General features: G+C 72.9%; 22 protein-coding genes. 16 read left to right on the plus strand and 6 right to left on the minus strand.

Annotated elements, in window-relative coordinates:
• The first annotated feature begins 51 nt into the window (after positions 1-51).
• Positions 52-807 (plus strand): SigE family RNA polymerase sigma factor, encoded by a 756-nt coding sequence (locus tag ABZ862_RS04690; protein ID WP_360952174.1) that lies wholly within the window; start codon positions 52-54, stop codon positions 805-807.
• Positions 808-1070: 263 nt separating this feature from the next.
• Here ABZ862_RS04690 and ABZ862_RS04695 read toward each other — a convergent pair whose 3' ends face one another.
• Positions 1071-1736 carry a uridine kinase gene (locus tag ABZ862_RS04695; protein ID WP_360952177.1) on the minus strand — a complete coding sequence of 222 codons (666 nt, stop codon included), beginning with the start codon at positions 1734-1736 and terminating at the stop codon, positions 1071-1073.
• A 192-nt stretch (positions 1737-1928) separates the two neighbouring features.
• Between ABZ862_RS04695 and ABZ862_RS04700 the strand changes: the two genes are divergently transcribed.
• Complete coding sequence (locus tag ABZ862_RS04700; RefSeq protein WP_360952180.1) at positions 1929-2309, plus strand: hypothetical protein; 381 nt, start codon at positions 1929-1931, stop codon at positions 2307-2309.
• Positions 2310-2587: 278 nt separating this feature from the next.
• On the opposite strand, the gene ABZ862_RS04705 is transcribed toward ABZ862_RS04700, so the two are convergent.
• A complete protein-coding gene (locus ABZ862_RS04705; protein WP_360952183.1) occupies positions 2588-3301 on the minus strand; it encodes a PH domain-containing protein in 714 nt (237 codons plus the stop codon).
• Between the two features lie 145 nt (positions 3302-3446).
• On the opposite strand from ABZ862_RS04705, the gene deoC reads away from it, so the two are divergent.
• The 12 genes from deoC (at position 3447) to ABZ862_RS04765 (ending at position 19402) form a co-directional block, all read left to right on the plus strand.
• A complete protein-coding gene (gene deoC / locus ABZ862_RS04710; RefSeq protein WP_360953080.1) occupies positions 3447-4445 on the plus strand; it encodes a deoxyribose-phosphate aldolase in 999 nt (332 codons plus the stop codon).
• A gap of 6 nt (positions 4446-4451) precedes the next feature.
• Positions 4452-5882, plus strand: a complete 1431-nt coding sequence (locus ABZ862_RS04715; protein WP_360952186.1) for an aldehyde dehydrogenase family protein — start codon at positions 4452-4454, stop codon at positions 5880-5882.
• The gene (locus ABZ862_RS04720) at positions 5875-6816 is read left to right on the plus strand and encodes an aldehyde dehydrogenase family protein (protein WP_360952189.1); all 942 of its coding nucleotides are present in this window, start codon (positions 5875-5877) and stop codon (positions 6814-6816) included. The genes ABZ862_RS04715 and ABZ862_RS04720 overlap by 8 nt, the downstream gene beginning before the upstream one ends.
• Before the next feature lie 542 nt (positions 6817-7358).
• The gene (locus ABZ862_RS04725) at positions 7359-7703 is read left to right on the plus strand and encodes a hypothetical protein (RefSeq protein WP_360952192.1); all 345 of its coding nucleotides are present in this window, start codon (positions 7359-7361) and stop codon (positions 7701-7703) included.
• 146 nt (positions 7704-7849) lie between these two features.
• A complete protein-coding gene (gene pstC, locus ABZ862_RS04730; RefSeq protein WP_360952195.1) occupies positions 7850-8878 on the plus strand; it encodes a phosphate ABC transporter permease subunit PstC in 1029 nt (342 codons plus the stop codon).
• Between the two features lie 76 nt (positions 8879-8954).
• Positions 8955-10244 (plus strand): phosphate ABC transporter permease PstA, encoded by a 1290-nt coding sequence (gene pstA, locus ABZ862_RS04735; RefSeq protein ID WP_360952198.1) that lies wholly within the window; start codon positions 8955-8957, stop codon positions 10242-10244.
• Between the two features lie 44 nt (positions 10245-10288).
• Positions 10289-12016: a phosphate ABC transporter substrate-binding protein PstS gene (gene pstS / locus ABZ862_RS04740; protein ID WP_360952201.1), complete on the plus strand. Its 1728-nt coding sequence runs from the start codon at positions 10289-10291 to the stop codon at positions 12014-12016.
• The gene (locus tag ABZ862_RS04745; RefSeq protein WP_360952204.1) at positions 12013-14583 is read left to right on the plus strand and encodes a hypothetical protein; all 2571 of its coding nucleotides are present in this window, start codon (positions 12013-12015) and stop codon (positions 14581-14583) included. The genes pstS and ABZ862_RS04745 overlap by 4 nt, the downstream gene beginning before the upstream one ends.
• A 233-nt stretch (positions 14584-14816) precedes the next feature.
• Positions 14817-15782: a hypothetical protein gene (locus tag ABZ862_RS04750; RefSeq protein WP_360952207.1), complete on the plus strand. Its 966-nt coding sequence runs from the start codon at positions 14817-14819 to the stop codon at positions 15780-15782.
• 142 nt (positions 15783-15924) lie between these two features.
• Positions 15925-17448 (plus strand): hypothetical protein, encoded by a 1524-nt coding sequence (locus tag ABZ862_RS04755; RefSeq protein WP_360952210.1) that lies wholly within the window; start codon positions 15925-15927, stop codon positions 17446-17448.
• Positions 17449-17559: 111 nt separating this feature from the next.
• A complete protein-coding gene (locus ABZ862_RS04760) occupies positions 17560-18492 on the plus strand; it encodes a class E sortase (protein WP_360952213.1) in 933 nt (310 codons plus the stop codon).
• 49 nt (positions 18493-18541) lie between these two features.
• Entirely contained in the window at positions 18542-19402 is an 861-nt protein-coding gene (locus ABZ862_RS04765) for a phosphate ABC transporter ATP-binding protein (protein ID WP_360952216.1), read from the plus strand.
• 36 nt (positions 19403-19438) lie between these two features.
• Here the strand turns inward: ABZ862_RS04765 and ABZ862_RS04770 are convergent, their stop codons facing one another.
• The 3 genes from ABZ862_RS04770 to ABZ862_RS04780 form a co-directional block, all read right to left on the minus strand.
• Positions 19439-21070, minus strand: a complete 1632-nt coding sequence (locus ABZ862_RS04770) for a phospho-sugar mutase (protein ID WP_360952219.1) — start codon at positions 21068-21070, stop codon at positions 19439-19441.
• A gap of 251 nt (positions 21071-21321) precedes the next feature.
• A complete protein-coding gene (locus ABZ862_RS04775; protein WP_360952222.1) occupies positions 21322-22146 on the minus strand; it encodes a purine-nucleoside phosphorylase in 825 nt (274 codons plus the stop codon).
• 102 nt (positions 22147-22248) lie between these two features.
• The gene (locus ABZ862_RS04780) at positions 22249-22686 is read right to left on the minus strand and encodes a gamma-glutamylcyclotransferase (protein WP_360952225.1); all 438 of its coding nucleotides are present in this window, start codon (positions 22684-22686) and stop codon (positions 22249-22251) included.
• Between the two features lie 561 nt (positions 22687-23247).
• Here ABZ862_RS04780 and ABZ862_RS04785 point away from each other — a divergent pair.
• The gene (locus tag ABZ862_RS04785; protein WP_360952228.1) at positions 23248-24696 is read left to right on the plus strand and encodes an NAD(P)H-quinone dehydrogenase; all 1449 of its coding nucleotides are present in this window, start codon (positions 23248-23250) and stop codon (positions 24694-24696) included.
• 134 nt (positions 24697-24830) lie between these two features.
• Positions 24831-25787: a DeoR/GlpR family DNA-binding transcription regulator gene (locus tag ABZ862_RS04790; RefSeq protein WP_360952231.1), complete on the plus strand. Its 957-nt coding sequence runs from the start codon at positions 24831-24833 to the stop codon at positions 25785-25787.
• 70 nt (positions 25788-25857) lie between these two features.
• Here the strand turns inward: ABZ862_RS04790 and ABZ862_RS04795 are convergent, their stop codons facing one another.
• Entirely contained in the window at positions 25858-26412 is a 555-nt protein-coding gene (locus ABZ862_RS04795) for a helix-turn-helix domain-containing protein (RefSeq protein ID WP_360953083.1), read from the minus strand.
• Positions 26413-26698 lie beyond the last annotated feature (286 nt).

Below are 26698 nucleotides of genomic sequence, written 5' to 3' on the forward strand. Positions count from 1 at the left end.
CGAACGGGCCGGACGGACCGAACACCGGAAGTCCACCACGGGGGGCGCGAGATGAACACGCTGCACAGCACCAGCACCAGCGCAGTCGTCACGCGTCTGCACGACATGCCCCGGGGTGGCGAGAAGTCCGGTGCCGCTGGGGGTCCCTCCCTCGGGGGAGGGCGGGGGTGCGCTCGCGGCACCGGGCGTCAGCACACCGCGTACATGGCGGTGGTTGACGCACGCACGGGGGAGAACAACGGGGGAAGCGCGTACGGGGAGGCAACGGAGGAGCGTCGCTCGCTGACGGAGGCGGAGTTCACCGCCTACGTCCAGGAGCGCCGCGCCTCCCTGTACGCCACCGCCTACCACCTGACCGGCGACCGTTTCGAGGCCGAGGACCTGTTGCAGAGCGCGCTGTTCTCGACGTACCGGGCCTGGGAGCGGATCACCGACAAGGCGGCGGTCGGCGGCTATCTGCGCCGCACCATGACGAACCTGCACATCAGCGCGTGGCGCCGCCGCAAGCTGAACGAATACCCGACCGAGGAACTGCCGGAGACGGCCGGTGACACGGACGCGATGCGCGGCACCGAACTGCGCACGGTCCTGTGGCAGGCGCTCGCCCGGCTCCCCGAACTCCAGCGCACCATGCTGGTCCTGCGGTACTACGAGGGCCGCACGGACCCGGAGATCTCGGAGATCCTCGGCATCAGCGTCGGCACGGTGAAGTCGAGCATCTGGCGGTCGCTCCGCCGGCTGCGTGAGGACGAGGTCCTCAGCTTCGGCCGTGACGAGGAACACGCCTTCGGGGAACTGGTCGCGTAGCGGCCGGCTGCCCGGAGGTCACGGGGGGCGACGGGGGCAGGTACGGGGGCACGGGGGTGCTCACGGGGGAGCGAGGGTCCGAGGCCACGGGGGAAACGGGGGACCGAGGACCACGACCACGGGGGGAACGGGGGAAAAGCGGGGGACAACGGGGAAACAGCGGCGGGACTGGAAGGCCGGGGGGTCCATCCAGTCCCGCTTCTTCGCGTCTTCGTACCTTCGTGGTGTCTTCGTGTCTTCGTGCGGCGGGTCGGGCCCGGGAGTCAGTCGTCGACGCCGACCACGGCCTCGGCGTCGATGCCGGCGCCGAGGCCGGCACGCGGCGCGACGGCGGCGGTCGCGAGCCGTGCCAGGGCCTCGTCGCGGTCGCAGGCGTAGGCGCCGAGCGCGGTCTGGCGGGCGATGATCGACCGTTCGGCCCGCATGAGCCGCCATCCCCGCCGCAGCAGGAAGGGCACGGACTTCCGGCCCTCCTTCAGGTCCCGCAGGAACCGCCGCCGGAAGGTCTGCACGGGTCCCCGGCTGAGACACAGCGCGTCGGCGAGCAGGCCGAGTTCACGGCAGCGCCCCACGATCTCGGCGGCGAAGATGCCCTCGGCGATGAACAGCGGCGTACGCCCGATGTCGACGACCTCCTCGCCGGTCCGGGCGCTCAGCGAGATGTCGTACACCGGTACCGCGGTCCGCCCCGTGCGGCACAGCTCACCGACGGCGGCGACGGCGGCGTCCGCGTCCCATGACAGCGGGTGGTCCCAGTCGATGTCGGAGCTCCCGGCCACCTGGGGCAGCGTGGGGTCGTCGGCTTCCTTGTAGAAGTCGTCGAGCCGCAGTACCGGAAGACCGGAGCGGGCGGAGAGGAGGGACTTGCCGGAGCCGGAGGGCCCGCAGAGCAGTACGACACGCGCCGGTATGAACGGTAGGGAACTCACGGAATAACAGTCTGAGGCATACACCCGTCTCCGCACGACCCTGCCGCCCCCGTTCCCGGCGTGCTTCGCGCCACGTCACATGACGTGACGACATTTCACGCGATCGGGTGGCCGGCCTTTGAAGCAGGCCGGGAAAGTGCACTACGCTGCGTGTCCAGCCGATCACATCGCGCACCGAAGGCGGTCCAGCCCATGGCACGACACACGTCCTCCCGGAAGCCGGGGACGACGGCCCGGCGAGCCCTGATCGCCCTGGCGACGGCGGGCGCGGCCCTGGGTGCCGGGGCGGCGACGGCCTCGGCGGCCCCGCTCCCCCTGGTGGACGGCGCGGACGTCCCGACCGCCGCCAGTTCCCTGACCGGCTCGCTCCCCTACCTCGTCGCCCCCCTGACCGGCCTGAAGCTGAACCCCCTGGCCGGTACCGGCACCGACCCCCTGGACAACGGGATCGCCACCCAGATCGCCGACTTCCGCCCCCTGGACTCCCGGGCCCTGACCCGGCCGCTCGCGGAGGCGGAGTCACTCGGGGGCATCCCGGTGGTGGGGCAGGTGCTGGGGGTACTGGGAGGCTGAACGGTTCATTCCCGAGGTGCCGGTGAACCGGAAGCGGGCTCCGGCGTCCGCCGCTCCCGCGGTCGGCGACCAAGGAGGGCTCGCCCCTGCGACCCGGCCTCTTCGAGACACGAGGACCCGTCCCCGGCGGAACGACGAAAACCGCCGCCCGGTCCGGTCCCGGCCCCCGACGGAACCGCGTCGGCTCCCCGACCGTGGCGCTTGCGGAGGATCTCGCGGGGCCGGGTGTCCGCCGGGCCGCGTTCGAGGACGTTGCCGCGGGCCGCGTTCCGGGCCGCTCAGCCCACCGCCAGCAGGATCGCCAGCAGTACCGCGCCCGCCGTCACCGGTGCCAGGACCTCGTAGGCCCACCGCACGGTGACCTCGCCCTGGGCCGACTCCGCGGTCTCCCGGCGTTCCAGCAGCTCGCGGAGGTCGTCGATGATCTGGTCGGACTCCGCCCGGGTCGGGCCCTCGGCGGCCGTACCGCCGTAGGCCCCGAACGCGCCGCCGCCCCCGAACGCTCCGAACCCGCCCAGCCCCCCGCGCGGCCTGTGGCCCCTGGCGATGTCCGCGGCCTCCGCCGCCGCCCGTTCCGCCCGGCGCGACGCCCGTTTGCGGCCCCGCAGCGACACGGGCACCGCCCACAGCTGGAACGTGGCGCCCTCCTTGGTGACGGCCTCGTTCGTGTAGCCGGAGCGCAGCGACGCCAGCTGTCCCCACGGCAGGGTCGCCGTCCGGAACGGGTTGCGCACCCGCAGCGTGTCGTCGCCCGCGAAGACGGCCGGGCGCAGGGTGAACGCGATGACCAGCGGTACGACCAGGATCAGCCCGGCCAGCGCGAGCCACGGGGTGCGGCCGTGCCCCTGGAAGAGCGCGTCGACGCCGAGCCACAGCACCAGCGCGAGCACCAGGACCCCGCCGGCCATGCCCCACGGCGACCGGTAGGCGCGGTCCTTGTACGCGGGCGTGGGGGGCTTCGGCGCGGGTGACTGGTCGTCCGGGGTCGTCATGGTCCCGATTCTGCCCGACGGCGGTACCCGTTCCGGCAGCGGCGCAGGTCGGCAGGGCGGTGCCGCCGGGCTCCCGGCGGCCGTCCGGAGCCCGCCCCGGGGGTATACAAGCCGCTACGCGCGTAGATATGCTCGTCTGGTGACCATGCCCACTACTGCACCAGATGCACCCCCCGCATCCGACGCGCCCCGCACGCCCGCGGTGCCCGCCGCGCTCGCCGACGTCACGGCGTCCGACGGCACACTGCGCCGCTTCCTCCACGGGCTGCCCGGCGTCGACGCGGTCGGCCTGGAGGCGCGCGCCGCCTCCCTCGGCACCCGCTCGATCAAGACCACCGCGAAGGCGTACGCCATCGACCTCGCCATCTCGATGGTCGACCTGACGACGCTGGAAGGCGCGGACACCCCGGGCAAGGTCCGGGCGCTCGGCGCCAAGGCGGTCCACCCGGACCCGACGGACCGGGAGACGCCCTCCACGGCGGCCGTGTGCGTCTACCCCGACATGGTGGCCGTGGCGAAGCGGGCCGTCGCGGGTTCCGCGGTCAAGGTCGCCTCGGTCGCCACCGCGTTCCCGGCCGGGCGGGCCGCGCTCGAGGTCAAGCTGGCCGACGTGCGGGAGGCGGTGGCGGCGGGCGCGGACGAGATCGACATGGTCATCGACCGGGGGGCGTTCCTCGCCGGTCACTACATGAAGGTCCACGACGAGATCGCCGCCGTGAAGGAGACCTGCGGGTCGTCCGCGCGGCTGAAGGTGATCTTCGAGACGGGTGAGCTGTCGACGTACGACAACATCCGGCGGGCGAGCTGGCTCGGCATGCTGGCGGGCGCCGACTTCATCAAGACGTCGACCGGCAAGGTCGCGGTGAACGCGACGCCCGCGAACACGCTGCTGATGCTGGAGGCCGTGCGGGACTTCCGCGCGCAGACGGGGGTGCAGGTGGGGGTGAAGCCGGCCGGCGGCATCCGCAGCACCAAGGACGCCGTCAAGTTCCTCGTGCTGGTCAACGAGACCGCGGGCGAGGACTGGCTGGACAACCACTGGTTCCGCTTCGGTGCCTCCTCGCTGCTCAACGATCTGCTGATGCAGCGTCAGAAGCTGGCCACCGGCCGCTACTCCGGCCCCGACTACGTGACGGTGGACTGATCCCCCATGGCCTTTGAATACGCACCCGCGCCCGAGTCCCGCTCCGTCGTCGACATCGCCGCGTCCTACGGCCTCTTCATCGACGGCGAGTTCGCCGAGGCGGCCGACGGCAAGGTCTTCAAGACCGTGAGCCCCGGCACCGAGGAGGTGCTGTCCGAGGTCGCCCAGGCGGGCGAGGCGGACGTCGACCGCGCCGTGCGGGCGGCCCGCCGGGCATTCACCGGCTGGTCGGCGCTGCCGGGCTCCGAGCGCGCGAAGTACCTGTTCCGCATCGCGCGGATCGTCCAGGAGCGCAGCCGCGAACTGGCCGTGCTGGAGACGCTGGACAACGGCAAGCCGATCAGGGAGACGCGCGACGTCGATCTCCCGCTGGTCGCCGCGCACTTCTTCTACCACGCCGGCTGGGCGGACAAGCTGGAGCACGCGGGCTTCGGCGCCGACCCGCGCCCGCGCGGTGTGGCCGCCCAGGTCATCCCCTGGAACTTCCCGCTCCTGATGCTGGCGTGGAAGATCGCCCCGGCCCTCGCGACCGGCAACACGGTGGTCCTCAAGCCCGCCGAGACGACCCCCCTCTCCGCCCTCTTCTTCGCGGACATCTGCCGCCAGGCGGGCCTGCCGAAGGGTGTCGTCAACATCCTTCCCGGCTACGGCGACGCGGGCGCCGCGCTGATCGGGCACGCGGACGTCGACACGGTCGCGTTCACCGGTTCCACGGGCGTCGGCAGGACGATCGCCCGGTCGGTGGCGGGCACGGGCAAGAAGCTGCTGCTCGAACTGGGCGGCAAGGGCGCGAACATCGTGTTCGACGACGCGCCGGTCGACCAGGCGGTCGAGGGCATCGTCAACGGCATCTTCTTCAACCAGGGCCAGGTGTGCTGCGCGGGCAGCCGGCTGCTGGTGCAGGAGTCGATCGAGGAGGAGCTGCTGGCCGCCCTCAAGCGCCGCCTGTCCACCCTCCGCCTCGGCGACCCGCTCGACAAGAACACCGACATCGGCGCGATCAACTCGGCGGCCCAGCTGGCCCGTATCGCCGCGATGGTGGAGCGGGGCGAGGCGGAGGGCGCGGAACGCTGGTCGGCGCCCTGCGAACTCCCCTCCGCCGGATACTGGTTCGCCCCGACGCTCTTCACGAACGTCACGCAGGCGCACACCGTCGCGCACGACGAGATCTTCGGCCCGGTGCTGTCGGTCCTCACCTTCCGCACCCCGGACGAGGCGGTCGCCAAGGCCAACAACACGCCGTACGGCCTGTCGGCGGGCGTCTGGACGGAGAAGGGCTCCCGCATCCTGGCGGTGGCGAACAAGCTCCGCGCGGGCGTGATCTGGTCCAACACGTTCAACAAGTTCGACCCGGCGTCGCCCTTCGGCGGTTACAAGGAGTCGGGCTACGGCCGCGAGGGCGGCCGCCACGGCCTGGAGGCGTACCTCGATGTCTGACAAGACCGAGAAGGCGGAGAAGACCGGGACGACCGGGAAGCTCGAACCGGTGGAGCGGCTGTCCGTCTTCAAGACCTACAAGCTGTACGTCGGCGGGAAGTTCCCGCGTTCCGAGAGCGGCCGGGTGTACGAGGTGACGGACACGAAGGGCAACTGGCTGGCGAACGCGCCTCTTTCGTCCCGTAAGGACGCCCGGGACGCGGTCGTCGCGGCCCGCAAGGCGTTCGGCGGCTGGTCCGGCGCCACGGCGTACAACCGGGGCCAGATCCTCTACCGCGTCGCCGAGATGCTGGAGGGCCGCCGGGAGCAGTTCGTCCGCGAAGTGCGTGATGCGGAGGGCCTGTCGAAGTCCGAGGCTGCGGCCCAGGTCGACGCGGCGATCGACCGCTGGGTCTGGTACGCGGGCTGGACGGACAAGATCACGCAGATCCTCGGCGCCGCGAACCCGGTGGCGGGCCCGTACTTCAACCTCTCCACCCCGGAACCGACCGGCGTGGTGGCGGTCCTGGCCCCTCAGAACTCCTCGTTCCTGGGCCTGGTCTCCGTCGTCGCCCCGGTGATCGCCACCGGCAGCACGGCCGTCGTGATCGCGAGCGAGAGGTCCCCGCTCCCCGCCCTCTCCCTGGGCGAGGTCCTGGCCACCTCCGACCTCCCCTCCGGAGTGGTCAACCTCCTCTCCGGCCGCACCGCCGAACTGGCCACCCCCCTGGCCGCCCACCAGGACGTCAACGCGATCGACGTGACCGGCGCGGACGAGTCCCTGGCGACGGAACTGGAGATCGCGGCGGCGGACAACCTGAAGCGGGTCTTCCGTCCACAGCCTGTGGACAACTGGTCCCCGGTTCCCGACCTGGCCCGCCTGAAGGCGTTCCTGGAGACCAAGACGGTCTGGCACCCCACAGGCTCCCTGGGCGCCTCGGGCTCGTCGTACTGACCCGCCCACAACCGCACGAGAGCCGCGGCCCCCTCCCTCCGCGCCCGGAGGGGGCCGCGGCTCCCGCCTCCTCACAACAGCCCTTGCCGACCAAGGACGTTGAGCCACGACGGCCCATCACGGGCCGGCCGTCCTTCACGACGGCGCCGACCACCGCACTGTCGCCCGGCACGCGTCGGACCTGATCGAGCACAACGTCCACGACGTCGTCCGAGACGTCGCGTCCCGGCCCGCAGACCCGCCGGTCGCGAAAAAATTCCCGCGACGTCCACAGCCCGGGGGCTCATCGGCGGGAGCGGGAGCCGGAGTGAGCGCCGGAGTGAGCGCTTTCTCCGATGTGGCCTACGCGTTGCCAAGGGGCTACTTCGGGATGAAGCGTGGTGGGGGCGGTCAGGTTTGTCCGGTCGCGGGCGCCGGGTCGTCAGTAGATTACTGCTGCCGTCTCCAACGTCGTACCTGCGGTTTTTACTCTTCTAAGGGGCGGCGGGGGTGGGGACATGGACCGGTTAGGCGGGGCGGCGAGACCTGTCGCGGCGATGGGCATGAGATGCCAGGTGGACATCGACGGGCAGGGGAGGTTCGGCTGGCGGCTCGTCGCGCCCAACGGGCGGTCCGTCGCCGTGTCGCTGACCTTGTACGACACCCATGCCCGGTGCCGTGCCGCGTTCCTGCGGCTGTGTGCGCACCATGCCGAGACGGGCGGCGGCGTGCAGCACAGCAGTGACGGCGGCGGCTGGGTGTGGGCCGTGTGGGACGCCTCGGGCCGGCATCAGGCGGGTGCCGCGCGCACGTACGAGCGGCACGCGACGTGCCGGGCCTCCTATGACCGGTTCCGTGCGCTGCTTCCCGAACTGGGTTCCGCCGGGCCGGAACTGTGGGGCGATTAGCCCGCAAGCAGCAGCAACTCCAGCTCGGGTGAGCCGAGTTGTGGGTGAGGTGTGCGCTCGGTGCGGTGCCGGAAGTCGTCCGTAGGGCACCCCTCGTTCACGCTTCGGGATGTGCACGTCAACGTCGGGCCCGCAGCGTCGGTCAGGTGTTCACCTCCACGAGACGGACCCTGGCCGCGCAGGGCGGCGACCCGGCCGACGACGTGCCCAGACGGCTGTACGCGGACCCCGGGATCCCGGACCGTGTCTTCCGTGCCGTCGCCCGCGGCGGCGGCGGGCTCGTGCTCGCCGTCATGCTGCTGGTCGGCGGCTTTCTGCTGGTCAGGGCCTGGCAGGCGCTGGACCGGGCGGGCTGGTCGTTTTTGACCACGGCCGGCTGGGAGCCCGACGCCGGGCACTTCGGGATCGCCGCGGTCCTGGTCGGCACCGTGCTCATCGCGCTGGTCGCGGTCGGTGTCGCCGTGCCGCTGGCGACCGGCGCCGCCCTCTACATCTCCGAGTACGCGCCGCCCCGGCTGCGGCGGACGCTGATCAGCGTCGTCGACCTCATGGCCGCCGTGCCGTCCGTGGTCTACGGGCTGTGGGGGGTGTTCTTCCTGGAGGGCAAGGTGCTGCCCACCGCCCGCTTCATCGCCGCCTACTTCGGCTGGATCCCCCTCTTCCGCGTCGACGGCGCCGACCCGCACGACCCGCTCGCGCCCGAGACCGTCTACACCTCGTCCACCTTCATCGCCGGCCTCGTCGTCGCCATGATGGTCGCGCCGATCATCTGCTCGATCATGCGCGAGGTCTTCTCCCAAGCACCGGCCGGGGAACGGGAGGGCGCCTACGCGCTCGGCGCCACCCGCTGGGGCATGATCCGCAGCGTCGTCCTGCCCTTCGGCAAGGGCGGCATGATCGGCGGGACCATGCTCGGCCTCGGCCGCGCGCTCGGCGAGACCATCGCCGTCTACATGGTCATCTCGCAGGTCTTCACCGTGCAGTGGCACGTCCTCCAGTCCGGCACCAGCTCCGTCTCCTCCCTCATCGCCCTGCGCTACGGCGAGGCCACCGAGTTCGGCATGTCCGCGCTGATGGCAGCCGGGTTCGCCCTGTTCGTGATGACCCTCGTCGTCAACTTCGCCGCCTCCTCCATCGTCGCCCGCAGCCGTTCCGGCGCGGCCAGCGAGGCATGAGGGCGTCCCCTCCCATGACCCCGATCCCGTCAGCTCCGCCTACGGCGCCCCGCCGCGCCCCGAGGAGACAGCGCGCATGACCCTCGCGCCCCGGTTCCCCGACGCCTCACCGGCCGCTCCAGCCCCGGCCGACCCCGCGCCGCCGCGCACCGCGCTGCCCCTCCGGCGCCCCGCCGGGCCAGGCGGGGAACGGCGGCGCGCCCTGCGGCAACTGCGCGCGAGCGATGTCCACGCCGTCGTCGGCGCCGCCCTCGCCGCGCTCGCCCTGACCTGGGTGATCTTCACCCGGCTGCTGCCCTTCGACGGCGCGGTCGGCTTCACCGTCGTGGCCTACGTGCTGTTCCTCGTGCTCTACGCCCTGGTCGTCTCCCTCGACGAGGACGGACCGGCGGTCGCCGACCGGATCGCGGCGGCCGTGGTCGCCTCGCTCGGTCTGCTGATGGTCGCGGTGCTGGTGTTCGTCGTGGTGTTCGCGCTGTGGGAGGGCCGCAAGGCACTCCCGCACCTGAACTTCTTCACCCAGGACATGCGGCTGGCCGGACCGCTGGAGCCGCTGAGCGCCGGCGGCATCCTGCACGCGATCACCGGCACCCTCATACAGATCACCATCGCGCTCGTCGTCACCGTGCCCGCCGGAATGGTCTGCGCGGTCTTCCTCAACGAGGTCCCCGGCCGCTTCGCCCGCTTCGTGCGGACCGTCGTCGAGGCGATGACCGCGCTGCCGTCCATCGTGGCGGGCCTGTTCATCTACGCGACCGTCATCCTCGGCCTCGGCGCCGACCGCTCCGGCTTCGCCGCCGCGCTCGCCCTGTCGGTGATGATGCTGCCGATCATCATCCGTGCCGCCGACGTCGTCATCCGGCTGGTGCCCGGCATCCTGCGCGAGGCGTCGTACGCCATGGGCACCTCCCGCTGGCGCACCGTCTGGCACGTGGTGCTGCCCACCGCCCGCTCCGGGCTGACCACCGCGGTCATCCTCGGCACCGCGCGCGGCATCGGCGAGACCTCGCCGGTCCTGCTCACCGCGGGCTTCACCGCCGAGCTGAACGCCGACCCGACCTCCGGCCCGATGGTCTCCCTGCCGCTGGCCACCTTCGAGTTCGTCAAGTCGCCCGAACCCGCCATGATCGCCCGCGGTTTCGGTACCGCGGCCACGCTGATGGGGCTGGTGCTGCTGCTGTTCGTCGCCGCCCGGATCGTCGGCGGACGTGGGCCCGGCCATCTGACCCGACGTCAGGAACACCGCCGGGTGACCGCCTCGCACCGGGACGCCCGGCGCTTCGCCGCCCGGGCCAGCCGCCGGCCCGCCGACCGGCCCGCCCCGTCCCGGCCCACCGCCCCGCCCCCGCAGCCGCCCTCCGCCTGACCCGCCCCCACGCTCGACACCCGTACGTATACAAGGAGTTCCCCGTGAGACCCGCAACCGCCTTCCGCCTGGGGGCGACGGTCCTGGCGCTGCTCACCGCGCTGCTCGCCGTCCATCCGCCCGCCGCCCGCGCGGTGTCGTACACGAAGATCACCGGCTCCGGGTCGACCTGGAGCTCCAACGCGCTCGACCAGTGGCGCCGCAACATCTCCGCGAACATCGGACTGACCGTCAACTTCACCGCCAACGGCTCCTCACAGGGCCGCGAGCAGTTCAAGAACGGCGTCGTCGACTTCGCGGTCTCCGAGATCCCCTACGGCCTCACCGAGCAGGGCGTCACCGACGCGCCGCCGTCCCGCGGCTACGCCTACATGCCGATCGTGGCCGGCGGCACGGCGTTCATGTACAACCTCAAGATCAGCGGCAAGCAGGTCACCAATCTGCGGCTGTCCGGCGACTCCCTCGCCAAGATCTTCACCGGCAGGGTGACCATGTGGAACGCGGCGGAGATCCGCGCCGACAACCCCGGTCTCACCCTCCCGGCCCGCCGTATCGTCCCGGTGGTGCGCTCCGACGGCTCGGGCACGACCGCGCAGTTCACCACCTGGCTCGCCAAGGAGCAGGGCGCGCTGTGGAAGGACTACTGCAACCGCACCGGGCGCGGCAGCGCCTGCGGCATGACCTCCTACTACCCGGTGCTCGGCGGGTCCTCGATGATCGCCAAGTCCGGCTCGCTGGGCGTGTCCGGCTTCGTACGGCAGCCGCAGGCCGAGGGCGCGATCACCTACGTCGAGTACTCCTACGCCATCAAGACCGGCTTCCCGGTGGCCAAGATGCTCAACAGGTCCGGCTACTACGTGGAGCCCACCGCCTCCAGCGTCGCCGTCGCCCTGACCGGCGCGCAGATCAACCAGGACAAGAACTCGTCGAGCTATCTGACCCAGATCCTCGACGGCGTCTACGGCAACGGCGACCGCCGGACCTACCCGCTCTCCAGCTACAGCTACATGATCCTGCCGACCTCCGTCGGCGGCGACAAGAACCCGATGACCACCGCCAAGGGCCTCTCCCTCGGCACGTTCGCCCGCTACTTCCTGTGCGACGGCCAGCAACAGGCCGAGGAACTCGGCTACTCACCGCTGCCGAAGAACCTGGTGCAGGCCGGGTTCGACCAGATCAAACGGGTCCCGGGCGCGCCCACCGCCGCGATCGACATCAACAACTGCCGCAATCCCACCTTCTCCGGCGGCGTCAACACCCTCATCAAGAACGCTCCTTATCCCAAGTCCTGCGACAAGCAGGGCTCCACGCAGTGCTCCGACGGCACCGCGGGCGCGCAGCAGAACACCCCGGTCAAGCCGGCGGCCCAGGGCGGCTCGTCCTCCACCTCGTCGTCCGGCGGCGGTTCGGGCGGTGCGGGGAGCAACGGAGGCTCGGGCAGCGGCACATCGGCCGGCTCGTCGGGCACGTCCGGGTCCTCGGGCGGCACCGGCGGCACCGGTGACGGCACACCGGGCGCACAGGACTCCGGCGGCGGTACGGGTGGCCAGAGCATCGACCCGGACACCGGTGAGGCCGTCGGGGACGGCAGCGGCAGCGGGGACACCTCCGTCGCCGCGAACCCGGTGAACGTCGGCTACGGCTCCTCGTTCGGACTGCGCGGCGCCCTCATGGCGCTGTCCGCCCTGCTGCTGCTCGGTGTGGTCGTCGGGCCGCCGCTCGCCGCCCGCGCCCTGGCGGCCCGCACCCGGCGCCGGGACGGTGCGGCATGAGGACCACCGGCAGAGACGTACCGCGCAGATCCCCGCGGGGATCCCGCACCCCGGGCCTCCGCACCACCGGCCCCGGGGCCGCACGCCTCCGTACCTCCCGCACCCCCCGCGCCCGCCTCGTGGCCGGTGTCGGCGCCCTGCTCGCCGCGGTGATCGTCGGCCTCTTCCCCCTGCCCCAGGAGGCCCGCGCGGCCACCGCCGACGACTCCGCGGTCACCGAGACCGGCACCAAGGGCCCCTACGACGACTTCTCGAAGCTCAAGGTCACCGTCCACCAGACGAAGAACCTGCGCGGCCAGGGCGTGAAGGTCACCTGGACCGGCGGCGCGCCCGGCGACGTCGCGGGCGGCCGGCACCTCGACTTCCTCCAGATCATGCAGTGCTGGGGCGACGACGCGACCGCCGGACCCGACCGCGACCAGTGCGAGTTCGGCACCGAGGCCGGGGCGACCACCTTCCAGGAGGGCCTGCGCACCCTCCCCAAGGGCTCCGACCCGCTGGAGACCCGGTACACCGACGACAGCGGCGGCACCAACCCGTTCGTGCCGTTCAGGCCCGTGGAGGGCGACCCGACCACCACACCGTACGACCACACGTACTTCGGGCCCGAGGACACCAACTCCGTGTCCTGGGCGCCGGACGACACCGCCGGCGGCGGCGAGGCGGCCTTCGAGGTGAAGTCCTCGCGCGAGTCGCCCCACCTCGGCTGCGGCGCCCGCACCACCGCGGGCGGTGCCGTACAGCCCTGCTGGCTGGTGGTGATCCCGCGCGGCACGCACGACCCCGACGGCAGCGCCCCCACCGACGGCGCCCTGCGCACCTCGGCGCTCAGCCAGTCCAACTGGAACGGGCGGCTGGTGTTCCGGCTGGACTTCCTGCCCGTCGGCGACAACTGCACGGCGGACAAGACCGAACGCCGGGTGATCGGCTCCGAGATGGTCACCGACGCCATCACCTCGTGGCAGTCCGTGCTGTGCGAGGGCGGCGGCAGCCGCTTCACCTTCACCCAGAGCGGCGAGGAGCACGCCCGCGAACAGATCACCCGGCCCACCGGGTCCTCCCCGGGCCTGGCGTTCACCGTGGACCCCGTGCGGCCGCCGGACGGCGCCGCGCCCGTGGTGCACGCGCCCGTGGTGCTCGGCGGCCTCGCCGTGGGTTTCTTCTGGGAGATCAAGGGACTCGGCGGCAAGATGACCGGCCTGAGACTGAACCCCCGACTGCTCGCCAAGATGCTCACCGAGTCCTACGTCCGTGACGTACGGCTGATCAACTCCGCCGGTATGACGGTCCCCGACCACCTCAAGGGAAATCCGCAGTCCATCACCGTGGACCCGGAATTCCTGGCGCTCAATCCGCAGTTCAAGGGCGCCGCCGTCTCCGACGCACCGCTGCCCGTCATGGTGACCTCGGACAATTCCGATGTGAACCGCGTGGTGTGGAACTATCTCCAGTCCGACACCGACGCCAGGAATTTCCTGAACGGTGTCGCGGACCCCTGGGGCGCCAAGGTGAACCCCTATTTCAAGGAACTGAACCTGGCGACCGACACCACCCGCACCGACTTCCCCAAGACCGATCCCACCACCACCGAGCTGACCGGCTCCTACGGCAGCCTCTCCTACGACGTCATCGACCTCGGGCCGTACGTCCAGGACATGCACGCCGGCGCGCTCAGGACCCGACGTGGCAACACCGGCGGCGTCTTCCAGATCAGCGGCGACAACCCGCCCGCGCTGGTCGGCGAGACCCTCGGCGCCGGACAGCGCAAGGCGTACTCGATCACCGACGCCGCCTCCGCCGACCGCTACCAGCTCGATGTCGCCGCCCTGAAGAACGCGGACGGCGAGTACGTGAAACCCACCGCCGCCGCGCTTCTCGAGGCCGCCGCCCAGATGCCCGACTCCGCCGTCGCCGGCGTCAAGGCACCCGCGCCCGGCAAGGCCAAGGACGGCGCCTACCCGCTGACCGTCCCCGTCTACGCCGCCGCCTCCCTCGACCAGCCGAAGGACGCCCGCCAGGACTACGCCCGCCTCATCCGCTACGCGGCCGGCGCCGGACAGACCCAGGGCACCGACCGGGGCGAACTCCCGGTCGGCTACGCCCCGCTGCCCGCCGCCTGGCGCACCCGTGCCGAGCAGGTGGCCGACACCCTGGAACGCGGCACCACCGCCTCCACCGGCCCCGGCGACACCGCGGGCTCCGGCAGCGGAGGCTCCTCCTCCGGCGGCGGGACCGGCGGCGCGGCGGCCGGGGACGGCGGCAGCGGCGGTGCCGGTGCCGGTGCGGGCGGCTTTGGCGGCGGCACCGGGGGCGCGACCCCGGCGGCCCACCCCGGCGCCCCCGGCTCCGCCCACCCCTCCACCACCCCGGCCGGCCCGGCCCGGGTGAACACCGCCTCCGCCGGCGGTGTCACACCCGCGGAGGTGCTCGGCGTACTGCGCTGGGTGCTGCTCGGGGTACTGCTCGCGGGCGGCGCGGCGGCGCTGGCGGGGCCGGTGATGCTGCGGTTCTCGGCACGTCCGCGCGGCACCACCGGTTCGCCGGCAGGCGCGGGGGACACCGGATGAGCTGACCGGCGGGCGCAATTCCCCGGAGCCGTGCCCAGCGAAATGGCTCCGGGGAGAACCGCTACCCGCCGGGGAATTCCCTAGGTGTCCCCTTGGAAATGTTCTCTTAACGTGATGGGCGGCGGAATGTGGTGGCCGGGAGCGGCCGCCGTACGGAATTGTCTTCCACGGCCGGCCGAATTCCGCGCCCCCCTTTCCCGGAGCGCGGCCCGTTATTCCCCGGAGGAGAAATCGTGAACGTCAAGTCCCGTGCACGCCTCGGTGCCGTGATCAGCGTCGCCGCCCTCGCCGTCGGTGCCCTGGCCGCACCGGCCGTCGCGGACCCGGCGGACGGCAGCCACCGGCTGCTCGCCGGCGTCGGCTCCGACACCACCCAGGACGTCGTGAACGGCCTGAGCGAGTCGGTCGACGGCGGCGGCACCATCGCCTCCTACAACGCCACCGGCAGCGCGACGATCCAGACGCGCGACACCGGCTGTGTCATCAACCGCCCCGACGGCTCCTCCGCGGGCATCGACGCCCTGCGCAACGCCGTCGACAACAACACCGGCTGCCTGGACTTCGCGCGTTCCTCGCGCGGCCCGGCCGACACCACCACCAACGACCTGACGTGGATCCCGTTCGCCAAGGACGCGGTGACCGTCGCCGTCCGCTCGGACAGCGCGCTGAACAGCAACCTGGACCTCACCACGGCCCAGCTCGCCGCCGTCTACAAGTGCCAGACCACCACCCTCGACGGCGTCACCCTGGCGCCGCTGCTGCCCCAGGCCAACTCCGGCACCCGCACCTTCTTCCTCGCCCAGATCGGCGTCGCCGCCAGCGAGGTCGGCTCCTGCGTCGGCACCATGCAGGAGCACAACGGCGTCGAGCTGACCGCCGCCGGCAACATCGCGCCGTACTCCGTCGCGCAGTACATCGCGCAGACCGGCGGCGTGGTCACCGACCGGCACGGCGCCACCGTCCTCGGCAAGGTCAACGGCGTCGCCCCCGTCAACGCGGACGGCACGCTGAACGTCTCCTTCCCCTACGCCCGTGACGTCTACGACGTCGTCCCGACCGCCAAGCTGACCGACGCCGTCATCGCGCCGACCTTCGTCGGTGCCTCCTCCGGCGTCTGCTCCGACACCGCCACCATCGAGCTCTACGGCTTCGGCGCGATCTCCAACTGCGGCGCCACGACCCTCAAGGGCGAGCGCTGACCGCCGTACCCGCCACCGCACACCGGCCGGGCACCCCACGGGTGCCCGGCCCCGCGGCGTACCCGCATCCATCCCCGTTCCTCCGCTCCGCGGACCTCTGCCGTCCGGGGAGCCCGACCACGATCCCTGGGGGGACCGCCACATGAACCACCCGGTGCACCAGCCCGCTCACCACCCCGCGCACCACCCGACGAACCGCGCGGCACCGCTGAGATCACCCGTGTCCCTGCTGATGTGCTGCGCCCTGCTGCTGGGCGCCCTCGCGGGCGTGCTCGCGTTCGCGGGCCGGGCCAGCGCCTTCACCTCCACGGGCAAGTTCACGCTCACCCCGGCCACCGGGAAGATCGCCGACGCCCCGCTGGCCGTCACCTCCGCCACCACCGACGGACCCTGCCCGGCGAGCAGCAACGCCACCGCGATGTACCTGTGGCTGCTCAAGCCCGGCAGCACCACGGCCGCCCTCCAGCTGGCCAAGACCTCGGCCGGGGACACCATCTCCACCACGGCGCCGTTCACCGTCCCGCTCACGGGCAGCACCGGCAACCCGTCGCTGGAGACCCGGCTGCGCGCCTACGTCCCCGACGGCTCCCTCGACGGCAAGTACACCCTCGCCCTGGCCTGCGGCGGCGGTACGGCGGCCACCGCGTTCCTGACCACCATCCAGGTCAGCGGCGACACCTGGTCCCTGGTCCAGGCCCAGCCGACCAGCCTCGACCTCACCGGCACCGCCACCACGACCGGCGGCTCCCTGACCCTCACCGCCACCCTGACCCCGTCCGCCGCGGCGGGTTCGGTCAGCTTCTCCTCCGCGGCGACCGCGGACGGTGAGCGCACCCCGCTCGGCGCGGTGGACGTCTCCGGCGGCCGGGCGGTACTGACCACCACGGCACCGGCGACCGCGGGCGCCTACTACTACTTCGCCGCCTTCACCCCCGCCGACGCCGAGGCCTACGGCACCAGCCAGGACACCCTGGGCCTGCAGATCACCGCGCCGAGCAGCCCCAGCCCCAGCCCGACCCCCTCGGACTCGGTCACCCCGAGCGGCTCCGCGAGCCCCACCGACTCCGCGTCGCCCACCGACAGCGCCTCGCCGACCGACTCCGCCGACCCGGACCTCACGGTGACCGACGAGGACGGCAACACCCTCGGCGCCGACCCCGATCTGACGCCGGGTCAGAAGGTGCTGGTCACCGCGCGCGGCTACGCGGCCGACGCCACCGTCAAGGTCACCCTCGCCGACAGCGACGCCACGTTCGACGACGCGACCGCCGACTCCGACGGCACCGTCACCGACTACGCCTTCACCGTGCCGGACGCCCTCACCGGCGGCGCCCATGTGCTCACCCTCGCCGAGGACTCCACCGGCGGCCACAGCGTCGACTTCGCGTTCACCGTCGGCGGCTCGAGCCTTTCCCCGAACCCCAGTTCGGGCGACAGCGCGGGCACGGGCGGCGGCGACAGCGGCTCCGGCGGCTCGGGCAGCGGCGGCGGCAGCGGCTCCGGCGGCGGGGGCGGCTCGATGGCCTCCACCGGCGTCCAGGTCGGCGTCCTCGGCCTCGGCGGCCTCGCCCTGGTGTGCGCGGGCGCGGCCCTCGTCCTCCACGTCCGCCGCAAGGGCCTGCTGACCTTCGCCGACCTGTTCGGCGGCGAGGGACGGCACCTGTGACGCCGTAGCCCCCTGCGGCCGCGGGCCGCGCCACGGCCCGGGGCGGGTACCGCGCCCGCCCCGGTGCCGCAGCCGTCACCCCCTCTTCCCCTCCCGAGGAGCGCACCCACCGTGTCCGTGCTCGCCCCGCCGCCCCCGGCACCGCCGGCGGCCGCCGTACCCCCCGCCCCGCCGTCCGCCCGGCCACGGCCGCCCGCGCGGCCCGGACTCGCCCTCGGCGGCGCGGTGGTGTGCGTCCTGGCCGCCGTCCTGCTCGGCTTCGCCGCGAACCTCACCCTCGTCGGCCATCTCCAGCAGGCCCGCGACCAGCGCGTGCGGTACGCCGAGCTGCGCCGGCAACTCGCCCTGGGCACCGCCCCCGTGGGCCAGCGCACCTACGACGGCAAGCCGCTCGCCCCCGGCGCCCCGGTCGCTCTGCTGCACATCCCCGCGCTGCACCTGCGCAAGGTCGTCGGTGAGGGCACCACCTCCGGGATCCTGATGTCGGGCCCTGGCCACCGCCGCGACACCCCGCTGCCCGGCCAGGCGGGCACCAGCGTCGTCATGGGCCGGCAGTGGGGCTACGGCAGCCCGTTCGCGCGGCTCGGCGATCTCCCCGTCGGCAGCCGCGTCGAACTCACCACCGGCCAGGGCACGTCGGTCTACGAGGTCACCGGCATCCGCCGTGCCGGCGACCGGCTGCCCGCCCCCCTCACCGGCGACCAGGGGCGGCTGACCCTGATCACGGCGACCGGCGGCCCGTACACCCCCTCGGGTGTGCTCCGCGTCGACGCCCGCCTGATCACCCCGGTGCAGCCCAGCCCGCCCAGGCTGCTGCGCAGCGGCTGGATCACCCCGGCCGAGGAGGCCATGGGCACCGAGAACGACGCCTGGCTCGCGGTGTTCCTCTGGTCGCAGGCGCTGCTCCTCGCGGCCCTGGTGACGGTGTGGACGTACCGCGGCTGGGGCCGCTGGCAGACCTGGATCTGCGCGGTCCCGGTCCTCACCGCCCTCGGCCTGTCGGTCGCGACCTCGCTGACCCGCCTGCTCCCCAACCTGCTCTGACCGCCGAGCCGACCCCAACCGATCTGTTTTTTAGGGAAGTTGATGCCCGATGCCGTCGTCACCCGATCTTTCCGACACCGTCGTCCTGCCGAGAACGGCCGCCGGCGGCCCGGCAGCGGGGGGAGGCGCGGACGGTCCCGCGACCCTCCGGGCCGAGGAGATCTCCGCCTGGTTCGGCGACCACAAGGTCCTGGACCGGGTCTCGCTCACCATGCCCGCCCGGCAGGTCACCGCGCTCATCGGGCCGTCCGGCTGCGGCAAGTCGACCTTCCTGCGCATCCTCAACCGGATGCACGAGCTGATCCCGTCCGCCGCGCTCGCCGGACGCGTCCTGCTCGACGAGGACGACATCTACGACCGGGGCCGCCGGATCACCCGCGCCCGCCGGGAGATCGGCATGGTCTTCCAGAAACCCAACCCGTTCCCGGCGATGTCCCTCTACGACAACGTGGTCTCCGGCCTGAAGCTCAACGGCATGAAGGTCACCCGGGACGGCAGGGACGACGTGGTCGAGGAGTGCCTCGTCAAGGCGGGCCTGTGGAACGAGGTCAAGGACCGGCTCCGCCAGCCCGGCGGCGCGCTCTCCGGCGGCCAGCAGCAACGCCTCTGCATCGCAAGGTCGTTGGCGGTACGGCCCCGGGTCCTGCTGATGGACGAACCCTGCTCGGCCCTCGACCCGACGTCCACCCGGCGCATCGAGGAGACCATCGCGGAACTCAGGTCCGAGGTCACCATCGTGATCGTCACCCACAACATGCAGCAGGCCGCCCGGGTCTCCGACACCTGCGCCTTCTTCCTCGCCGCCCAGGGCACCCCCGGCGTGATCGTCGAACACGGTGACACGGACGCGATGTTCGGCTCGCCGCGTGACGAACGCACCGCGGACTACGTGAACGGCCGCTTCGGCTGACGGGGCGCCCCGGTGTCCGGGGCGCCCGGCCGGGGGTCAGATCCCGGCCGCCGCCGACAGATCCCGCTTGATCGCGGCCAGCAGTTCCGTCGCCCTGGCGCGGGCCGCCGGGAGGGCGGCGTGGCCGTCGACCGGGACGACGACCTCCAGGTAGCACTTCAGCTTGGGCTCGGTGCCGCTGGGGCGTACGACGACGCGGGCGCCCTCCAGGGTGTAGCGCAGGCCGTCGGTCGGCGGCAGCGACTCCGTGCCCAGGGTGAGGTCCTCGGCGCGGGTCACGGCCAGCCCGGCGAGCTCGGCCGGAGGCCGCTCGCGCAGGCGGCGCATCGCGTCCGTGATGACCGTCAGGTCCTCGACCCGCACCGCCAGCTGGTCGGTGGCGTGCAGACCGTGCTCGACGGCGAGGTCGTCGAGCAGGTCGAGCAGCGTACGGCCCTGCTCCTTCAGCTCGCTCGCCAGCTCCGTGATCAGCAGCGCGGCCGTGATGCCGTCCTTGTCGCGGACACCGGCGGGGTCGACGCAGTAGCCGAGCGCCTCCTCGTACCCGTACCGCAGCCCCTCCGCCCGGGCGATCCACTTGAACCCGGTCAGGGTCTCCTCGTACGGCAGCTTCGCCTTCTCCGCGATCCGGCCCAGCAGCGACGACGACACGATCGACTCGGCGAACGTGCCGGTGGCGCCGCGCGCGACGAGGTGCGCGGCGAGCAGCGAGCCGACCTCGTCGCCGCGCAGCATGCGCCAGCCGCCGGTGTCCTCGACGGCGGCGGCACAGCGGTCGGCGTCGGGGTCGTTGGCGACGATCAGGTCCGGCCCGGTCTCACGGGCCCTGGCGAACGCCAGGTCCATCGCGCCGGGCTCCTCCGGGTTGGGGAAGGCGACGGTCGGGAAGTCCGGGTCGGGCTCGGCCTGTTCGGCGACCAGTTCGGGGGCCGGGAAGCCCGCGCGGGCGAACGCGGCCAGCAGGACGTCCTTGCCGACGCCGTGCATCGCCGTGTAGACCGTGCGGGCGGTGCGCGGGGAGCCGGGGGAGAGGACGGCGTCCGTACGGGCCAGGTAGGCGTCGAGGACGGAGTCGTCGAGGATCTCCCAGCCGCCGTCCGGGCGGGGCACGTCGCGCAGGCTCTCGATCGCGGCGATCTCGGCGGCGATCTCCGCGTCCGCCGGCGGCACGATCTGCGAGCCGTCGCCCAGGTACACCTTGTAGCCGTTGTCGCGGGGCGGGTTGTGGCTCGCGGTGACCTCCACCCCGGCGACCGCGCCCAGGTGCCTGATGGCGAAGGCCAGGACGGGGGTGGGGAGGGGGCGGGGCAGGACGGCCGCGCGCAGCCCGGCGCCGGTCATCACCGCGGCGGTGTCGCGGGCGAAGTCGGCGGACTTGTGGCGGGCGTCGTAGCCGATGACGACGAGGCCGTCGCCCTGGCCGTGCGTCTTGAGGTACGCGGCGAGGCCGGCGGCGGCGCGGATCACGACGGCGCGGTTCATCCGCTGCGGCCCGGCGCCGAGTTCGCCGCGGAGGCCGGCGGTGCCGAACTGGAGGGTGCCGGAGAAGCGGGCGGTCAGTTCGGCGGTGTCCGCGGTGTCGATGAGGCGGGCGAGTTCCTCCCGGGTGTCCGGGTCGGGGTCCTCGGCGAGCCATGCCTTTGCGCGGGCGAGCAGGTGGTCGTGCACGGGGTTCAGCCTCTCTGGTACGCGGTGTGGCCGGCCGCGGGGTGGTGGTGCGGTGTGGATGTCGCCCCCGCCGCCCCTTCCCGTTCCCGTCCCCGGGGGGCTGCGCCCCCGGACCCCTGTCGGCCCTTGGACGGGTCTCGTCCTCGGACTCCCCCGGAGGGGGTGCCCCGGGACGGGCTGTGAGGGGCGGAGCCGGGTGGGTGGGAAGGGGGCGGGGGCCGGGGCGGAGCCCCGGGAAGCAGGGCGGGCCGCTAGAGCCGGCGCAGTACCTGTTCCAGCAGGGCGCCCATCCGCGTCGCCGAGTCGCGGCCCGCCTGGAGGACCTCCTCGTGGTTCAGGGGCTCGCCCGTCATCCCCGCGGCGAGGTTGGTGACGAGGGAGATCCCCAGCACCTCCGCCCCGGCCTCCCGCGCGGCGATCGCCTCCAGCACCGTGGACATGCCCACCAGGTCCGCCCCGATCACCCGGGCCATCCTGATCTCGGCCGGGGTCTCGTAGTGCGGCCCGGGGAACTGGGCGTACACGCCCTCCTCCAGGCTCGGGTCGATCTCCTTGCACAGGGTCCGCAGCCGCGGCGAGTACAGATCCGTCAGGTCGACGAAGTTCGCCCCGACGATCGGTGACGTCGCCGTGAGGTTGATGTGGTCGCTGATCAGCACCGGCTGGCCCGGCCGCATGCCCTCGCGCAGCCCGCCGCAGCCGTTGGTCAGCACGATGGTCTTGCACCCCGCGGCGACCGCCGTACGCACCCCGTGCGCCACAGCCGCGACGCCCCGGCCCTCGTAGTAGTGCGTACGGCCGAGGAAGACCAGGGCGCGCTTCTCGCCGATGGTGTACGAGCGGATCGTGCCGCCGTGCCCCTCGACGACCGGCGGCGGGAAGCCGGGCAGCTCGGTGACCAGGAACTCGGCGTCGGGCACGCCCAGGGCGTCGACGGCCGGCGCCCAGCCGGAGCCCATCACCAGGGCGACGTCGTGGGTCTCGGCACCGGTGAGTTCGCGCAGGTGTGCGGCGGCGGCGCCGGCGGCGGCGTGGGGGTCGCCCTGGAGGTCGTCCGGAAGAAGAGATGCGTTCACGCGGTCGAGGGTAGCCGGTCCGGGCCTACGCGCGTAGATGCTGACGCTCACGCATTGGCGATCGTTGTCTTGTCGTTTCCGGCCAAAGGGGGCGCGGAGGGTTCAGCAGGGGCGCTTGCGGAGTTCCATCACGTAGTCGTGCGGTGCGCCCGCGGACTCGGCCGCGTCGGCGATCTCCCCGAGATAGCGTGCCGAGGGCAGGCCGCCCTCGTAGCCGTCGAGGACGTACAGCCAGGCGGCTTCCTCACCCTCCAGGGTGTGCACCCGCACCCGTAGCCGGCGGTAGATGTCCATCCCGACGCCGACCCACCGGTCGAGTGACTCCTCGTCCATGGGGGCGATGTCGTAGAGCGCGACGAAGACCTGCGCGCCGGGCTCCTCCACGACCGTGGCGAGCGCGCCCTCCCACCCCATGTGCTCGCCCCCGAAGGTCAGCCGCCAGCCGTTCAGCCAGCCGGTGGCGCGCAGCGGGGAGTGCGGTGCGCGGCGGGACATCAGCCGCGCGTCGAGGTTGCCCGCGTAGGCGGCGTAGAGCGACATGGACCGAGAGTACGACAGCACGCACACCCGTAACTCCGGTCCCGGAAACAACGCGTCCGTCCGGCACCCGAGGACAAGGCCCGAAGGGCCGACAAGGGGTCCCGGGGGCACAGCCCCGGGGGCGGGAACGGGAAGGAGCGGCGAGGCGAAGAACCCCGAGACACGCCCCACCGACCGGGGCGCTCCCGCGGACCGGCCGTTCCCCGCCCACCGGGCGTTCTCGCGGACCGGCCGTTCCTCGCCCACCGGGCAAGCTTCCGCCCACCGGGCCGCTTCCCGCCGACCGGGCAGGTTCGCGCCCACCGGGCGTTCCCGCGGACCGGCCGTTCCTCGCTCGCCGGGCAGCTCCCCGCCCACCGGGCGTTCCCGCCGACCGGCCGTTCCCCGCCCGCTGGGCATGCTCCCGCCCACCGGGCCGCTTCCCGCCGACCGGCCGTTCCCCGCCCACCGGGCAAGCCCCCGCCCACCCGGGCGCTCCCCACCCGCCCCGCTCGACCCCGTGTAACGGAACCGCACCGCCCCCGCCCCCCGGGACAGTGGTCCCTTGTTGGGTGCGGGACAATGGGGTACGTGACTCGGATCGTGATCATCGGTGGCGGACCCGGCGGATATGAAGCGGCGCTGGTCGCCGCGCAGCTCGGCGCGGAGGTGACCGTCGTCGACAGCGACGGCCTGGGCGGCGCGTCGGTGCTGACCGACTGCGTGCCGTCCAAGACGCTCATCGCCACGGCCGAGGTGATGACCACGTTCGACTCCTCCTACGAGGAGCTCGGCATCATCGTCGCCGACGACACCCCGCCCCTGGAGCAGGCGGCCCGGGTGGTCGGTGTGGACCTCGGCAAGGTCAACCGGAGGGTCAAGCGGCTCGCGCTCGCCCAGTCGCACGACATCACCGCCTCCGTCACCCGCGCCGGTGCCCGGGTGATGCGCGGCCGGGGCCGGCTGGAGGGCATGCAGGCCCTCGACGGCTCCCGCAAGGTCGTCGTCACCGTCGCCGACGGCGGCGAGGAGACCCTCACCGCCGACGCCGTCCTCATCGCCACCGGCGGTCACCCGCGCGAACTGCCCGACGCGCAGCCCGACGGCGAGCGCATCCTGAACTGGACCCAGGTCTACGACCTCACCGAGCTCCCCGAGGAGCTCATCGTGGTCGGTTCCGGTGTCACCGGCGCCGAGTTCGCCGGTGCCTACCAGGCCCTCGGCTCCCGTGTCACCCTGGTCTCCTCCCGCGACCGGGTGCTGCCCGGCGAGGACCCGGACGCCGCCGCCGTCCTCGAGGACGTCTTCCGCCGCCGCGGCATGAACGTCATGGCCCGCTCCCGCGCCGCCGCCGCCAAGCGGGTCGGCGACCGGGTGGAGGTCGCCCTCGCCGACGGCCGTGTCATCAGCGGCACCCACTGCCTGATGGCCGTCGGCGCCATCCCGAACAGCGCGGGCCTCGGACTGGAGGAGGCCGGGGTCAAGGTGCGCGACTCGGGTCACATCTGGACCGACAAGGTGTCCCGCACCACCGCGCCCGGTGTCTACGCCGCCGGTGACGTGACCGGTGTCTTCGCCTTGGCGTCCGTCGCCGCCATGCAGGGGCGTATCGCGATGTACCACTTCCTCGGCGACGCGGTGGCCCCGCTGAACCTCAGGACCGTCTCCTCCAACGTCTTCACCGACCCCGAGATCGCCACCGTCGGCTGCACCCAGGCCGACGTCGACTCCGGGAAGATGGAGGCCCGCTGCGTCAAGCTGCCGCTGCTGCGCAACCCGCGCGCCAAGATGCAGGGCATCCGCGACGGCTTCGTCAAGATCTTCTGCCGGCCGGGCACCGGCATCGTCGTCGGCGGTGTGGTCGTCGCACCGCGCGCCTCGGAACTCATCCATCCGATCTCGATCGCCGTCGACAACAATCTGACGGTCGAACAGATCGCGAACGCGTTCACCGTGTACCCGTCCCTGTCGGGTTCGATCGCCGAGGTCGCCCGCCAGCTCCACACCCGCAAGACGGCCGGGGAGTTCTGAGGAGGACCGGCCCGTCCCGTGCCCGGGGGGCGACGAAACGTCCTATACCACTACCCGATGCCCGGTGCGAACAACTTCTGCTATTCGGCGGAAAGCTCTGAAAGCAGACGGTCGTTGGGGTTACTGTCAGTTTCGTGTTCGCTGCAGAACGTCGCCAATTGATCCTCGAAATGGTGCGAGCGAACGGAGCCGTGTCGCTCCGTGAGCTCGCCCGTGTCGTCCAGACCTCAGAAGTGACCGTACGACGGGACGTGCGGGCGCTGGAGGCAGAAGGACTCCTCGACCGCCGGCACGGCGGTGCGGTGCTCCCGGGCGGTTTCACCCGGGAGTCGGGCTTCCCCCAGAAGTCCCATCTCGCGACCGCCGAGAAGACCGCCATCGCGGACCTCGCCGCGGGCCTCGTCGAAGAGGGCGAGGCCATCGTCGTCGGTGCCGGGACGACCACCCAGGAACTGGCCCGCCGGCTGGCCCGGGTGCCCGGTCTGACCGTCGTCACCAACTCCCTGCTGGTGGCCCAGGCGCTGGCCCACGCCAACCGCGTCGAGGTCGTGATGACCGGCGGCACCCTGCGTGGCTCCAACTACGCGCTGGTCGGCTCGGGCGCCGAGCAGTCCCTCCACGGGCTCAGGGTGTCCAAGGCCTTCCTGTCCGGGAGCGGACTGACCGCCGAGCGCGGGCTCTCCACGTCCAACATGCTGTCCGCGTCCGTCGACCGCGCCCTGGTCCACGCGGCCGCCGAGGTCGTCGTCCTCGCCGACCACACCAAGCTCGGCGCCGACACCATGTTCCAGACCGTGCCGACCGATCTCGTCACCCGCCTCGTCACGGACGACCCGCCCGCCCACGACGACCGCGCCGCCACCGAACTCCAGGCCCTCGCCGACCAGGGGGTGCAGATCACCGTGGCCGGGGCGGCCGGGAACCCGGGGGGTGACCACGCCCCGGCGCGCCAGCAGCGCCGGGACCTGCCGCTCCCGGGCCCCCGCCGCGGCGCTGCGCCGGCAGGCGGCCTCCGCTCGGCCGCGGCCCTCGGCGACCCGTCCCAGGGCGCCCCGGACCGCCCCCGCGTGGCGGACCTGCGACGCCGCTGACGGGGCCGGGCAGGGGTGGGTACGGCGGCCACCGTGGGACCGGGGCCCGCTGTCCGGGCGGGCTTCCTGCCTACGGCTTCAGCCCACGCAGTGTCAGCCGCAGCAGGCGGTCCGCCAGTTCGGGGTCGTCCGGGGTCTCCTCCGCGGCGAGCGCGATCGCGTGGGTGAGCTGGAGCAGGTCGCCGATCGCGACGCCGGGACGGACCGCGCCGGACTCCTGGGCGCGGGCCAGCAGCGCGCCGCCCGCCTCCCGGATCGGGCCGCTGCACCGGGCCAGGGCGGATCCCTCGCCGCCCCGGTCGTACGACACCGCCATCAGCGCCCGCGCGAGACCGCGGTACTCGCCCGCGTGGGCCACCACCGCGCGCAGCCAGGTCACCAGCGCCGCACACGGCTCGTCCGCGCGCAGCAACTCGTGCGACCTGGCCAGCAGAGCGCCCACCGCGTCCTCGAACACCGCGCTCATCAGATCCTGGCGGTGGGGGAAATGGCGGTACAGCGTGCCGATGCCGACGCCCGCCCGCCGGGCCACGTCCTCCAGCGAGGCGTCCGTACCGTGCGCGGCGAACGCGGCGCGGGCCTCGGCCAGCAGCCGTTCGTGGTTGCGGCGCGCGTCCGCCCGCATGGCGCGGGCGGGCCCGCAGGAGCCGGCAGCCGGTCCGCGGGCTTCCCGCCGGATCTGCTCCGGTGCCTCCTCGTGCGAGGTCACGCCCGCCGTCATCGCTCCCACCTGCCCCTGCCCGTACGCCCGCCGCGCCGGGTTCCAGGATGCCATTCCCCGGGCGGCGCACCCGGGCTCCGCGCGGAGGACGCACGGACGCACGGCGGACACGGACATACGGTACGCAGACGGCGAGCGCCCGGCGGACCGTGTCTCCGGTCCACCGGGCGCTCTCCCTACGCGTGAGGGT

Origin of the sequence: Streptomyces sp. NPDC047000 (assembly GCF_040644295.1) — a bacterium.
Classification (GTDB): Bacteria; Actinomycetota; Actinomycetes; order Streptomycetales; family Streptomycetaceae; genus Streptomyces.